This is a genomic window from Streptomyces sp. NPDC024698, assembly GCF_055559015.1.
Genome location: NZ_JBVHLK010000010.1, coordinates 75,445 through 87,631, shown reverse-complemented (window position 1 = coordinate 87,631; position 12,187 = coordinate 75,445). Strand labels below are relative to the sequence as shown.

Annotated in this window: 14 protein-coding genes; 2 read left to right on the top strand and 12 right to left on the bottom strand. The window is 72.5% G+C overall.

Annotated elements, in window-relative coordinates; all coding sequences use genetic code 11:
• Positions 1 to 103: 103 nt before the first annotated feature.
• Positions 104 to 985 carry a diacylglycerol kinase family protein gene (locus ACZ4AA_RS23035; RefSeq protein ID WP_467605541.1) on the top strand — a complete coding sequence of 294 codons (882 nt, stop codon included), beginning with the start codon at positions 104 to 106 and terminating at the stop codon, positions 983 to 985.
• 42 nt (positions 986 to 1,027) lie between these two features.
• On the opposite strand, the gene ACZ4AA_RS23030 is transcribed toward ACZ4AA_RS23035, so the two are convergent.
• The 3 genes from ACZ4AA_RS23030 to ACZ4AA_RS23020 all read right to left on the bottom strand — a co-directional run bounded on the left by ACZ4AA_RS23030 (position 1,028) and on the right by ACZ4AA_RS23020 (position 4,647).
• Complete coding sequence (locus ACZ4AA_RS23030) at positions 1,028 to 1,981, bottom strand: L,D-transpeptidase (protein ID WP_467605538.1); 954 nt, start codon at positions 1,979 to 1,981, stop codon at positions 1,028 to 1,030.
• 218 nt (positions 1,982 to 2,199) lie between these two features.
• Positions 2,200 to 2,961 (bottom strand): alpha/beta hydrolase family protein, encoded by a 762-nt coding sequence (locus ACZ4AA_RS23025; RefSeq protein WP_467605535.1) that lies wholly within the window; start codon positions 2,959 to 2,961, stop codon positions 2,200 to 2,202.
• A 228-nt stretch (positions 2,962 to 3,189) separates the two neighbouring features.
• Positions 3,190 to 4,647 carry an MFS transporter gene (locus ACZ4AA_RS23020; RefSeq protein WP_467605530.1) on the bottom strand — a complete coding sequence of 486 codons (1,458 nt, stop codon included), beginning with the start codon at positions 4,645 to 4,647 and terminating at the stop codon, positions 3,190 to 3,192.
• Positions 4,648 to 4,921: 274 nt separating this feature from the next.
• Here ACZ4AA_RS23020 and ACZ4AA_RS23015 point away from each other — a divergent pair, with 274 nt between their 5' ends.
• On the top strand, positions 4,922 to 5,710 hold the full coding sequence (locus tag ACZ4AA_RS23015; RefSeq protein ID WP_467605526.1) for an SAM-dependent methyltransferase: 789 nt from the start codon (positions 4,922 to 4,924) through the stop codon (positions 5,708 to 5,710).
• Positions 5,711 to 6,069: 359 nt separating this feature from the next.
• Here the strand turns inward: ACZ4AA_RS23015 and ACZ4AA_RS23010 are convergent, their stop codons facing one another.
• The 9 genes from ACZ4AA_RS23010 to ACZ4AA_RS22970 all read right to left on the bottom strand — a co-directional run bounded on the left by ACZ4AA_RS23010 (position 6,070) and on the right by ACZ4AA_RS22970 (position 12,114).
• Positions 6,070 to 6,594, bottom strand: coding sequence for a DUF6328 family protein (locus ACZ4AA_RS23010; RefSeq protein ID WP_467605522.1), 525 nt, complete (start codon positions 6,592 to 6,594; stop codon positions 6,070 to 6,072).
• Positions 6,595 to 6,623: 29 nt separating this feature from the next.
• The gene (locus tag ACZ4AA_RS23005) at positions 6,624 to 6,950 is read right to left on the bottom strand and encodes a plasmid stabilization protein (RefSeq protein ID WP_467605517.1); all 327 of its coding nucleotides are present in this window, start codon (positions 6,948 to 6,950) and stop codon (positions 6,624 to 6,626) included.
• 350 nt (positions 6,951 to 7,300) lie between these two features.
• Positions 7,301 to 7,804, bottom strand: a complete 504-nt coding sequence (locus ACZ4AA_RS23000; RefSeq protein ID WP_467605512.1) for a DUF3618 domain-containing protein — start codon at positions 7,802 to 7,804, stop codon at positions 7,301 to 7,303.
• Positions 7,801 to 8,172 (bottom strand): phage holin family protein, encoded by a 372-nt coding sequence (locus tag ACZ4AA_RS22995; protein ID WP_467605944.1) that lies wholly within the window; start codon positions 8,170 to 8,172, stop codon positions 7,801 to 7,803. The genes ACZ4AA_RS23000 and ACZ4AA_RS22995 overlap by 4 nt, the downstream gene beginning before the upstream one ends.
• 270 nt (positions 8,173 to 8,442) lie before the next feature.
• Positions 8,443 to 8,787, bottom strand: a complete 345-nt coding sequence (locus tag ACZ4AA_RS22990; protein ID WP_467605509.1) for a hypothetical protein — start codon at positions 8,785 to 8,787, stop codon at positions 8,443 to 8,445.
• Positions 8,788 to 9,055: 268 nt separating this feature from the next.
• Complete coding sequence (locus ACZ4AA_RS22985; protein ID WP_467605505.1) at positions 9,056 to 9,289, bottom strand: hypothetical protein; 234 nt, start codon at positions 9,287 to 9,289, stop codon at positions 9,056 to 9,058.
• A gap of 182 nt (positions 9,290 to 9,471) precedes the next feature.
• Positions 9,472 to 10,485: an NAD(P)/FAD-dependent oxidoreductase gene (locus ACZ4AA_RS22980; RefSeq protein WP_467605500.1), complete on the bottom strand. Its 1,014-nt coding sequence runs from the start codon at positions 10,483 to 10,485 to the stop codon at positions 9,472 to 9,474.
• Positions 10,482 to 11,015, bottom strand: coding sequence for an isoprenylcysteine carboxyl methyltransferase family protein (locus ACZ4AA_RS22975; protein WP_467605497.1), 534 nt, complete (start codon positions 11,013 to 11,015; stop codon positions 10,482 to 10,484). The genes ACZ4AA_RS22980 and ACZ4AA_RS22975 overlap by 4 nt, the downstream gene beginning before the upstream one ends.
• A 40-nt stretch (positions 11,016 to 11,055) precedes the next feature.
• Positions 11,056 to 12,114: a type III polyketide synthase gene (locus tag ACZ4AA_RS22970; protein WP_467605493.1), complete on the bottom strand. Its 1,059-nt coding sequence runs from the start codon at positions 12,112 to 12,114 to the stop codon at positions 11,056 to 11,058.
• Between the last annotated feature and the right edge of the window lie 73 nt (positions 12,115 to 12,187).

Here is a 12,187-nt window from a genome sequence, read left to right as displayed (position 1 = left end):
GCGGAAGCCGCGGCCCCGGCACCGCCGCCGCCCCGGCTTCCGCCCCGCTCAGCCCCGTCCGGCTCCGTTCCGCTCCCCGACTTCACTGCCCGGAGGCACACCGATGCGACAGTTCACGGCCGTCGTCAATCCCACCGCGGGCGGCTCCACCGGGGCGGCCGCGCTGCTCCCGGTCGCCCGCCTGCTGCGGGAGGCCGGAGCCGGACTGGAGACCGAGTACAGCCGCAGCCTGGCCCACGCGCAGGAACTCGCGCTGCGCGCCGGGGAACGGGGCAGGGTCGTCCTGGCCGTGGGCGGCGACGGGATCGCGGGCGGGATCGGCGGCGCCCTCAGCGGGACGGACACCGTCCTCGGCCTGATCCCCGCGGGCCGCGGCAACGACTTCGCCCGCGCGCTGCGGCTGCCCACCGCCGCCGCGGACCTGACCCGCGTGCTGCTGCGCCACGAGCCCCGCCGCGTCGACACGATCGAGGTGGAATCGGCGGTGCACGCGCGCACCGTCGTGCTCGGCAGCGTGTACGCCGGAGTCGACGCGCTCGCCAACCAGCACGCCAACCAGGCCCGCGTGCTGCGCGGGGCCGCTTCGTACTACGCCGGAGGTCTGCGCGCGGTCACCGGCTGGCGTCCGGTGTCGTACCGCGTCACCGTCGACGGGGAGGAGCACTTCCACCGGGGCTACACGGTCGTGGCCGCGAACTCCGCCTACTACGGCTCGGGGCGCATCATCGCCCCGCTGGCCCTGACGGACGACGGACTGCTGGACATCGTCATGATCCGCCAGGCGCCGCGCCGGCTGTTCTTCACGCTCATGAACGAGCTGAAGACCGGTGCGCACGTGGCCCGGCCCGAAGTGGTGATCCTGCGGGGCCGGGAGATCCACATCGAGGCCGACCGGCCCGTGCCCTACGGCGCGGACGGGGAGGTCGAGGCCACCCTCCCCCTCACGGCCCGGGTGCGGCCGGGTGATCTGGCCATGCTCTTCTGATCACCCGGCCCGGCCGCGCCCCGGGGCGCGGCCCGCGGTGCGTCAGCCCGCGGTGCTCTCGCCGGCGGCGCTGCCGGCCAGCCACTGGTCCCAGCTCAGGTTGAAGGAGGCGAAGCCGTTGTCCGCCGAGGCCTTCGCGCGCGGGGAGCCGGTGACGGACACCGGGTCGCCCTGCTTGACCTGGTTGTAGAACCACTCGGCGTCGGACATCGACAGGTGGACGCAGCCGTGCGAGCCGCGGGCGCTGCCGCTGCCCGGGTTCGGGTCACCGGTCGAGTAGTGGACGTACGTCCCGGACTGGGTCAGGTGGACGTCCCAGGGAAGCGTCAGGTCGTAGTAGTTGGGGGCGCCCTTGGTGCAGCTGATGCCGACGCTGCACGAGGTCATGTGGACCGTCTTCGCCTTGTCGATCACCGCCATCACACCGTTCCACGTGGGGTATTCGGCGCTTCCCGCGTTGATCGACAGCGTCCGTACGGGCGCGCCGTTCTTCGTGACCTTCATCGTGTGACCCGTGACGGAGACATCCGCGCGGACGTCGTCGCCGACGGTGAAGTCGTGCACGTAGGAACGCGTGCCGTAGCGGCCGTTGCCGTTGGTGACGCCCTTCAGGTCGGCGGTCACCTTCACCTTGGTGCCGGTCGCCCAGTACGACTTGGGCCGCCAGTCGGCGCGGCGGTCGCCGAACCAGTGCCACGCGCCGGTCATCGGCTGGGAGCTGGTGACCTTCATGTGCTTCTCGATGTCGGCGCGGGCCTTCTGGCCCACCGGATTGGTGAAGATCACCGAGATCGGCATCGCGACGCCGACCGTGGCGCCGGTCTGCGGCGTGATGGTCTCCAGCAGCATCGGCGGCCCGGCGGGCTTCGATGGTGACGGCTTCACGCTGGCCGTGGGCTTGCCCGACCCGGCCTTTCCGTCGTCTGAACTCGCCTTCGGTGTACCCCCGCCACAGGCGCTGGCCCCCGCCAGCACCCCCACCATGACGAGTGCCATCGATATCCCGCTACGTCGCTTCACTTTTACCCCGGCTCACAATCGTGCCTGCCTCACTGCTCTTTTGGACTGCGGACGCCGGTCCGCGGTTGCACTTCATGTGTAAAGCGCAGTTCAAAACACGACTCGGGAGGCCCTAACCTGCCCTTCCGCGGCGGAAAACCGGCCGGTGCCGGCGCCCGATCGTCGGGTCGGGCGCCGAGAACCGTCGCTTCAGGCTAGCGCTGGGAGCCGGCGCGGCTCAGATGGCGGGCGAGGAAGCGGACCGCGCTGTCGGCTTCGAACCGGGGCAGTTCCTTGTGCCTGCCCGAGTTGGCGTGCAGCGTCTTCTCCTTCGAGGCGAAGGCGTCGAACAGGGCGAGCGCGGCCGCGCGGGGGATGTGCTCGTCGTCCCACTGCACGGCGAACTCGACCGGGACGGTGATCTCCTTCGCCTTCTCGGCCAGGACGTCGGGCCAGTGCTGGCCGAAGACCGCGGCCGTGATCCGGGGTTCGGCCGCCACGAGCGGCACTCCGATCGCGGTTCCCATGTTGATGCCGAAGTAGCCGACCGGCCCGTCCGCGCCGATCTCGGGGAGTTCCTGGAGGGCGTCCAGGGTCGCCCGCCACTCGGGCACGGCGAGCCGCGCAAGATGGTCGTTGTAGCGGACGACGATCGGCCCTTCGGGCTCGCCCTGCGCCCTCGCCCGGTACAGCGCGGCGATCTCCCGCTCGTCGTGCTCCGTGCGGGGCCGGTCCCCGTGACCGGGGGCGTCGATGACGGCGACGTGGAAACCGGGGCCCGTCACCAGGAGACGTGCGCGGCCCGCCATGGCCGGCGCCTTTTTGTGCGTACCGCCGCCGTGCCCCATGAGCACCAGGGGTGCGCGATCGGCGGCGGAGGGCGGCGACCAGAGGACGCCGGGGACCCCGTCCACGACGAAGTCGCGCTCGATCATGCCGTCCGACGACGACCGACCGGTGAACTGAAAAGAATGCATGAGGTGTTGCCTTTCGGGAGTGCCTGGTGGTCGAGGCGCTCCCGGCGACACCTATGTCGGTCGGCCGGCCGTGATGGAGAGGGGGAGCACCCACTTCGGTACAGCGTTCATGGGTCTCACCTCCTCGGGCGGTGTCACGGTCGCGTGAAAGCTAGCAGCGCGTGCGCCGTCGTGTCGCCCCCATTTCACGGGCCCGCCCCGAGGTTCCGCGGCCTCGCGACCGAGGTGCTACGAGCGGGTGCGCGGAGCCGCGTCGACCTCCTTGGGCGTCGCCGCGGCCTCTCCCCCGGGCGTTCCCGCACCGGAGCGGACGAGCGGAACCAGCACCGCGGCACCGGCCACGGCGAGCAGGGCCACCACCCGCAGCACGAGGTCGATCGCCGAGCCGTCGGACGCCGCGACACCGGCGGATCCGCTGATCTCCTCCAGGACGGTCGCGGCCACCGTCACGGCCACCGCGCCCCACAGCACCAGGGAGGTGAGCACCAGCCCCGAGGCCGCCGCCAGCCGCCCGGCGGGCACGTACGACTGGGTCGCCGCGTTGGTCAGCGCCCAGCCGAGGCCGACACCCGCTCCCACCACCGCGAACACGGCGGCGTACAGGGGCAGCGGACGCGCCCAGGTCAGCGCCGCGAGCGCCACCCCGCTCAGCAGCAGCCCCACGGCCATCAGGACCTCCGCGCGCCACCGGCGCGCCAGATGACCCGACCAGTAGCTCGCCGCGCCGACGCCCGCCGACAGCGCGAGGAAGACCACGCCCGAGTCCAGCGGCGACAGCCCGCGTGCCTGTTGCAGATACAGGGCCGCCAGCACCGCGACGAGGCAGTACACGATGTTCGACACCGTTCCGGCGACCGTCACGGTCACGAACGGCCGGTTGCGCAGCAGCGACAGGTCGATCAGCGGTTCCCGGGCCCGCCGCTCGATCACCACGAACAGGCCCAGCAGGAGCGCGCCCAGGGCGAAGCACAGCACGGTGGCCGCGGAGTCCCAGCCCCAGCTCGATCCCTGGTCGACGGCGAGCATCCCGGCGGTCAGACCTCCGGCCAGCGCGACCGCGCCCGGCAGATCCATCCCCCGCGCGGCCCCCTCGTCCCGCGACTCCGTCACGTACCGCAGCATCAGCAGTACGGCCAGCAAGCAGAACGGCACGTTCAGCAGGAAGACCGCGCGCCAGCTGACGAGCTCGGCGAAGGTCCCGCCGACGAAGGGCCCCAGCGCGGTACCGATGGCGCTGAACGCGAGAACCGTGCCGACCGCCCGGCCCTGGCGGCCGTCACGGAAGTGCGCGGTCACCACCGCCACCGCGATCGGCAGGACGAGGGCCGCCGTCATCCCCTGGACCACGCGTCCCACGGTCAGCCAGGTCGCGTTCTGGGCGGCGCTGCACACCACCGACATCCCGGCGAAGCCCGTCAGGCCGATGACGACGACTCGTCTTCGGCCGTAGAGGTCGGCGGCCCGCCCGCCGACGATCATCAGGGCGCCGAGGGTCAGCATGTAGCCGCTCACCAGCCACTGGAGGTTCGTGGAGGGCGTCCCGAAGTCGCGGGCGATCACCGGCAGCATGAGGTTGAGCGCGAACCAGTCCAGCTCCACCAGCAGCATCGCGATGGAGGCGGCGGCGATGACCGCGCGGTCCCGGCGGGAGAACAGTCTCGTCGTCCGGCGTGCGGATCCGCTCACGACGACCATCCCCTGTCACGGGTCACTCCTCCCAGCCAGCGTGCGGGCGCGCGCGGGGCCCCGCAACCGGAACCGGCCCGCGCCGGCCACGCGGCCCGTGGGCCGGAGCCCGCCCCGGGTCGGCACGCGGTCCGGTGTCCGGGGAGTCGTCTCGTCCTCGGTGTCGGGATCGGCGCCCGCTCAACTCCCGTATCGCGCCGTCCACATGGCCGATCCGAGTAGGATGATCGAACATTTGGCCTGCCGCGTTTCCGTGGTGCGATGGGAGCTAGCCATGACGATCGACCGACAGTCGTTTCCGCCGCTCGACACCAGCAAGGCGCATCCCGCGCGGGTCTACGACTGGTTGTTGGGCGGCAAGGACAACTACCCGGTCGACGAGGCCGTGGCGGAGAAGCTGCCGCCCGAGGCGAGGGACGCGGCCCGGCAGAACCGGGAGTTCATGCACCGGGCGTCCGCGTGGCTGGCCCAGCAGGGCATCGACCAGTTCCTGGACATCGGCACCGGGATTCCCACCCAGCCGAACCTGCACCAGATCGTCCAGGCGATCGCGCCGGCGGCGAAGGTCGTCTACACCGACAACGACCCGATCGTGCTGCGTCACGCCGAGGCGCTCCTGGTCAGCCGGCCCGAGGGGGTCACGGACTACATCCAGGCCGATGTGCGGCAGGCGCAGGAGATCGTCGAACACGCCCGGCACGTCCTGGACTTCAGCCGTCCGATCGCGCTGTCGCTGATCGCGCTGATGCACTTCATCCCGGACGAGCAGGACGCGCACTCCATCGTCCGCAATCTGGTCGCCACGCTGCCCTCGGGCAGTTACCTGGTGTTGTCGCACGCCTCCTCCGACGTGTACCCGGAGCTGTCCGCGCAGGTCACCGCCGAGTACGCGAAGGGCGGCATCCAGCTCGGCTTCCGTACCCGGGCGGAGGTGGAGCGCTTCTTCGAGGGCCTCGACCTGGTCGACCCCGGTCTGGTGACGGCGACGGACTGGTTCAAGTCGGACGAGGCGCCGGCGTCGGAGAACAGCGGGATCTACACGGCGGTGGCACGCGTCCGCTGACGCGGGCGGGCGCCGGCGCACGGGTCGTGCCCCCGGCGATCCACGCCGGGCGGCCCGCCATCGCGTCCATGCGGGTGGCGTATGGGGCGGCGGCGAGCCCCCGACGGCATGACCGGCGTTGTGCAGGGTGCCAACTCACGATCAGTCAGAGAGGACGTCCCGTGCGTCGAACCATGCTGTTTTCCGTCTGTGCTCTCGTCGCCGCCGCCGCCACCGGGTTCTTCACCACCAGCGCCATCCGCAACCGCTGACGACACAGCGCCCCACGCGGTCGCGGACGCCACGCGACCGGGCTGCCACCGGGGCGGGACGGCCGGGCAGGCCGTCCCGCCCCGGGCGCGTACGGAGACACCCCAGGGTCAGTCCGCCTCGCCGTCGTCCACGTCGGAGGCAGGGGTGGTACGGCCCGCACGCATCCGGAGGGCAATGGGGATGACGAACCACCACAGGACGTACAGCCCGGCCACGCCCGCGACGATCCAGGGCACATACGCGTCGTCGTCCGTGGCCGTGCGCAGCACCAGCAGGAGGGAGGAGGTCATGGTGAGCAGCAGGAGCGTCAGGCCCAGCAGGGTCAGCCTGGACGCCCACACGACGGCCTCCGGCTTGATGAAGCGGCCCGTCACGATGCGATGGAAGGCCACGGGGGCGACCAGCGCGCCGATGGCCGTGGCCCCGAGGACGATCGTGACCATGTACAGCGTCCGGTCCGCGTCCGACAGCCGCCGGTAGCCCGGCTGGAACACCACGGTCAGCAGGAAGCCGAACAGGATCTGCACGCCCGTCTGCGCCACGCGGATCTCCTGGAGCAGGTCACCCCATTTCCGGTCGGCCCGTTCCTCGGGTGATTCGTCGCGTCCGTCGTCCCGGCCTTCGCCCCGCATCGGCAGTCCCTGTCCTGACGGCCCGGCGCTCAGCGGCCCAGCGCGTTCTTCAGCTGCTGCTTGCTCATGGACGAGCGTCCATGGACATCGCGTTTCCTGGCCTCTTGGTACAACTGGTCCTTGGTGGGGCCCTGGGCGCCGGAGTGCGAACGCTCACCACCCCGCTGCGAGGCCGACTTGGGGTCGCGCAGCGACGCCTTGCCCGCCGTCTCGGACTCGCCCGCCCTGGCCCGCTCCTTGTTCACCGTGCGCGCCGCGATCTCCTCGGCGCGGCTCTCCGGCTCCCCGCGGTCCTGTGCGCTCTCCTTGATGTGTTCGTACTGCCGCTCACGCTTCTTGCTCGATCCCGCGGGCATGGCGCTCCCCTTCCTGGACGTGGCCTGTGCGTGGACACGGGTACCCCCGATGGTCCGCGGGTTCACGGTTCACAGGGAATTGAGTCCCTACGGCCCCTGGTCCGGTCCGTGAACCACACCAGGCCGTGTTTCAGGGGCAGTTCCCCGTGGGCCTCCGGCTCGCCCTGCGCGTCCTCGCGGAACGGAGGAAGTCCCCGTGCCGTGACGGCCGGGGACTTCCCTCGGACGCCGGCCGGCGGCGTGGGCCGGACCGGGCGGCGGTGTTCCGCGAGCGCGCCCGGTCTCACCACGTCACGGCATCGCGCGGACGCGCCCTCTCACCGTCCGACGGCACTCCGCGCCGCGCTCGTTCATCCCTTGCGGTGGCGGACCGTCAGCCAGACGATCACCGCGGTGCCCGCTGCGGCCAGGACCAGCGTGCGGTTCTCACGTACCAGGCGAATGCCCTGGGCCGTCTGCCGGCGCAGCGGTTCCGGTGCCTTCTCCTGCCACACACCACCGGCCTGCGCGGCCCTGCTCCGCAGTTGGCCCGCGGCCTGGGCCGCCCTGTCCTTGACGGGGTCGGGGACCTTGTCCTGGACCGCGTGAGCGGCCTTGGCCGCCGCGGTCCTCAGCTCCTCCGCCCTGGCCAGGGCCTGCTCCGCCACGACGGCGGTCTTCTCCCTGGCCTGCTCGGTGACCTCCACGGTCTTCTCCTTGACCTCGGCGCCCTTCTCCTTGGCGCGGGCTTTCACATCGGTCTTGTCGGCGAGCGCCTGGACGGTCGCTCCCAGCTCGGCGCGGGTCCGCTCGACCTCTTCACGCAACTCTGCCGGGGTCGTGGCCGTGTGCCGGCCGTCGGACGGTTCGCTCATCGGTGGGCACTCCTCTTGATCTCGGCGACATCGGCCTTCACGTTCTCGATCGTCTGCTCCGGCCTGGGCGGTGCCGCGCGGCCTGCCTGCCGCTTGCCCGTGAGCGCCATGAGCGCGGCGACGACTCCCAGTGCCACGGTGACGATCAGGGCCGCGGCCCACACCGGAAGCGGAACCGCCAGCGCGGCGATCGCGGTGGCCACGAGTGCCTGTAGCATCAGGAACCCGACCACTCCCGCGCCGCCGAACAGGCCTCCGCTCTTCCCGTAGCGCCTGCCCTTCTCCTTCATCTCCGCCTGCGCCAGCCGGAGTTCGCCTCGCACCAGTTCGGTGAGCTGCTGCGAGGCGCGCTGGACCAGCTCACCCACCTGATCCGGCCCGGTCTCCCGGCTCGGCTCGGCCGATGCGTCGGACCGTGTCCGTACGTCCGGCACGGTCATCACCTCCTGCCCGTGTTCCTGCTCGGGCCGGGGCACATCGGTGTGCTCCGGCCATCGCTCGGCGACCGGGTACCCCGAACCCGGCGGTTCAGGGCGGTTCATGCCGTTCCGGATCGGCGAAGACGCTGGTGTCGAGGTGTTCGAGCAGGTCGGCCGTGTCCCGGTGGACTGCGGTGGCGCCCGGTGTCCTCCGCCCGACTACCGCCTGGCCCCTAGTCGTAAGTCGACCTCCCTCTCCCGGCCTCCCGGCCCGGTGCCCCGCTCCAGCACGGCGAACGCGCCGCTCAGCGCCTCGCGAAGGCGCGCCACGGCAAGACGGCCGCCCTGGATCCTCGCGCCGACCGGGCCTTCCAGCGGGGCCGGGCCGGTCGGTATGCGCTCGTCGGTCGGCGCGAACTCCGCGGTCCATACGGAGGGAGAGGCGCCCGGCGGCTCGTCGGGGACGTCGTCGTGGGGCGGGTCGGTGGGGAACGCCGTGCGCAGGACGCCGAAGACGGTGGCGGCGTCCTCCCTGGACGCGCAGGTGAGGGACACGGTGGCCATGGGTCACGCTCCGTTCCGCTGGGCTTCGACGGTGTGTTCCGGATCCTGTGCGGAGGCGATTCCCGCCGCGAACATCCAGAGGCGGGTACGGACCGGTCCCCCGAGCGGGGCGAATCCACCGGGCACGGCGGCGCGGCCTCGCCCCAGCGGGTCGGGGCCGGTCGGCCGGCGGTGAACGGGCCACTCGCCGATCCCGGTTCGTCCACCCCTCGTGTCTCCCTTCCGGGCGGTGCGGTGGGCTCCGGGGCGCGCCCGGCGGGTGCGGGCCTCAGCCGGAGGGCTCGTCCGGCACCGGGTGCTCCGGACGGGAGCTGCCGGAGTGCGGGGCGCCCCTGCGGCCGGTACCCGCCTCGTCCGTGTCGGGGGTCTCCGCGTCGGGGATGCCGACGACGTCCAGCGGGTCCTCGCCCGGTGCGGCCTGCTGATCGGGAAGATCTCTCGGCAGGGGCTTCACCACCGGCTTTCCCCTGTAGCCGGGGCCTTCCGGGCTGCGTTCGCTCACGGCGTCCTCGTTTCCTCGCTCGGGAGTGGTGTGACGCGCAAGTACCCCTCTCGTTCGTGATGATGCGGGTGACCACCGGACCGTCACGGGCTCCGGCGGCGGTGCACGAAGGACACCACGGACCGCCGCTCCCGCGCCGCGCGTGTCCGCGCCCCCGCCGGGCCCCGGAGGAGTTCCTGTCCCTACTGCAACGCGCGGACCGCCGCCGTGAACACCGGGGGCAGCCGGGACGCGGCGGGGACGACCAGGCGGGCGGTGCCGGGGCGGCGGCTCGCGGCCAGCAGCGCTCCGGTCAGCAGCCGGTGGCGCCTGGTCAGCAGGGCCCACGCCCGCTCGTACTCCCGCGCCCTCCCCGCCGCGACACAGCGGACGGCGGCACGGGCCGTCGCGAGGCCGAGCGCGATCCCCTCCCCGGTGAGCGCGTCGATGTAGCCGGCCGCGTCTCCGACGAGCAGGACACGCCCGGCGACCCTGCGCCGTACCCGCTGGAGCAGCGGCCCCGCGCCCCGCACCTCCGTGGCCGCGCAGCCGCGCAAGGACGCCATGAGGTCCGGGAAGTCGGCCAGGTGGTCGTCGTATCCGCGGCGCACGCGGCTGAGGACCGCGACACCGACCAGGTCGTCGGCGACCGGTGTCACATAGGCCTCGCCCGGGCCTGACCAGTGGACCTCGACGAAGTCGGTCCAGGGCTCGACACGGTAGTGGCGGCGCAGTCCGTAGCGCCGGTGTGCCCCGGCGGGCAGTTCGAGCCCCAGGCCGCGGCGGACGGAGGAGTGCAGTCCGTCGGCGGCGATCAGCCAGCGCGCCGTGAGCCCCGCGGCACAGACGGTGTCCGCGGTCTGACGGACCTCCCCCACCCGGCCCGGCACGATCCGCACACCGAGCCCGAGCGCGCGCTCGTGCAGCGCTCGGTGCAGCTCGGTACGGCGGATGCCGAGGCCGCTCGGACCACGGAAGAGAGCCTCGGCGCGGGTGGTTCCGGCCACGTACCGGATGCCGCGCAGTTCCTTGCCCCCGGCCTCGGCGCCCAGTGCCCGCAGGGCGGCGACGCCGCTGGGCATGACACCTTCTCCGCAGGCCTTGTCCACCGGCGCGGTCCGCGGTTCGACGACCACCGCCTCCAGACCGGCCAGCGCGCCGTGGATCGCGGCGGCCAGGCCGGCCGGGCCGCCGCCGGCCACCAGGACGTCGATCACGCCGGAGCGGACCCGAAGGCGGGCGCCACACCTGCCAGCGCCCGGTTCTCGCACCGGATGCGCACGGTGAGCAGGGCCGCGTCGGCCAGGGTGAAGAGGACCGCCGTGACCCAGGCGGTGTGCACCAGCGGGAGGGCCACTCCCTCCGCGACGACGGCCACGTAGTTCGGATGCCGCAGCAGGCGGTAGGGGCCCCGGGCCACCAGCGGCAGACCGGGTACGACGATCACGCGGGTGTTCCAGCGGAAACCGAGCGTGGCGATGCACCACCAGCGCAGCGCCTGAGCGCCGAGCAGCACGGCCAGCATGGTCCAGCCCAGGGCCGGCAGGAAGGGCCGGCCCGTCAGCCACACCTCGGCCAGGCAGCCGAGCAGCAGGGCGGTGTGCAGGGCGACCATCGTCGGGTAGTGGCCCCGGCCGGCCTCGATCGCGCCGCGTGCACGGCTCCAGCGCTCGTTGCGGCGGGCGACGAGGAGTTCGCCCACGCGCTCGGCCGCGACGGCGGCCACCAGCAGTCCGTACCAGTCCATGTGTCCCTGTCCTGCCCTTCCATGTCGTGCGCCGGGCGGCCTACCAGCGCAGCAGCACCAGTTCACAGGCGAAGCCCGGCCCCATCGCCAGGAGCAGGCCGGGCGTACCGGTGGGCGGGCGACGGGTGGCCAGGGTGTCGCGCAGAACGTGCAGCACGGACGACGAGGAGAGGTTGCCCACGTCGGCGAGATGACGCCTGCTCAGGTCCAGTGCTCCGTCGGGCAGTTCGAGGGCCTCGCCCACGGCATCGAGGATCTGGGGACCGCCGGGGTGGCAGACCCAGGCGCTCACGTCCTTGGGCTTCAGCCCGTGGACAGCCAGGAAGTCCCCCACGTCGTCGGCGAGGTGACGGCGCACCACGTCGGGGATCTCCGGGTCCAGGACGACCCGGAACCCCGAGTCCTTGATCTCCCAGCCCAGGATGCGGCCGGTGTCGGGGTAGAGCCGGCTGCGCGTGTCCACGATCGTGGGACCTGCGGCTTCGCCCGGACGACGGGATCCGCGGGCCACCACCGCGGCGGCGCCGTCGCCGAACAGGCCGGTGGCGACGAGGTTGGCCGGGGAGGGGTCGTCGCGCTGGAAGGTGAGCGAGCACAGCTCGACGGACAGCAGCACCGCCACCTCGTCGGGCCTGCCCAGCAAGTAGTCGTGCATACGGGACAGGCCCGCGGCGCCCCCGGCACAGCCGAGGCCGAACATCGGTACGCGTCTCACGTCGGGCCGCAGTCCGAGACGGCCCGCCAGCCGGGCGTCGACGGAGGGGGCCGCGATGCCGGTGACGGAGGTGAAGACGAGCAGGTCCACGTCGGCCGCGGCCAGACCGGCCAGACGCAGTGCTTCCCGTACGGCCCTGGCGCCCATGTCGGTGGCGGTGTGGATGAAGACGTCGTTCGCGGCGCCGAATCCGTCGAGTGTCTCGTACTGGTCGAGCGGCAGCGTCATGTGGCGGGCGCCGACCTTCGCGGCGCGGTGCAGCCGGTCGAGCGTGCGGCGGTCGGCGCCGTCCGGCAGGCATCTGCGGGCCACCATGTCCGTGATCTCGGACTGGTCGTAGCGGTGCGGCGCGAGGGTTCCGTGAACGGCGGCGATCCGCGTCATAGGGCTCCCGTCCGAACCGACTGGGGTGGGCTGCTGAACAGGCCTTCCCCGGAGCGGCGCCGCGCCACCAGGG

Excerpts from the sequence above, each read along its gene's own strand:
- ACZ4AA_RS23035 (WP_467605541.1), top strand. The coding sequence starts at position 104 with ATGCGACAGTTCACGGCCGTCGTCAATCCCACCGCGGGCGGCTCCACC.
- ACZ4AA_RS23030 (WP_467605538.1), bottom strand. The coding sequence starts at position 1,981 with ATGGCACTCGTCATGGTGGGGGTGCTGGCGGGGGCCAGCGCCTGTGGC.
- ACZ4AA_RS23025 (WP_467605535.1), bottom strand. The coding sequence starts at position 2,961 with ATGCATTCTTTTCAGTTCACCGGTCGGTCGTCGTCGGACGGCATGATC.
- ACZ4AA_RS23015 (WP_467605526.1), top strand. The coding sequence starts at position 4,922 with ATGACGATCGACCGACAGTCGTTTCCGCCGCTCGACACCAGCAAGGCG.
- ACZ4AA_RS23010 (WP_467605522.1), bottom strand. The coding sequence starts at position 6,594 with ATGCGGGGCGAAGGCCGGGACGACGGACGCGACGAATCACCCGAGGAA.
- ACZ4AA_RS23005 (WP_467605517.1), bottom strand. The coding sequence starts at position 6,950 with ATGCCCGCGGGATCGAGCAAGAAGCGTGAGCGGCAGTACGAACACATC.
- ACZ4AA_RS23000 (WP_467605512.1), bottom strand. The coding sequence starts at position 7,804 with ATGAGCGAACCGTCCGACGGCCGGCACACGGCCACGACCCCGGCAGAG.
- ACZ4AA_RS22990 (WP_467605509.1), bottom strand. The coding sequence starts at position 8,787 with ATGGCCACCGTGTCCCTCACCTGCGCGTCCAGGGAGGACGCCGCCACC.
- ACZ4AA_RS22975 (WP_467605497.1), bottom strand. The coding sequence starts at position 11,015 with ATGGACTGGTACGGACTGCTGGTGGCCGCCGTCGCGGCCGAGCGCGTG.
- ACZ4AA_RS22970 (WP_467605493.1), bottom strand. The coding sequence starts at position 12,114 with ATGACGCGGATCGCCGCCGTTCACGGAACCCTCGCGCCGCACCGCTAC.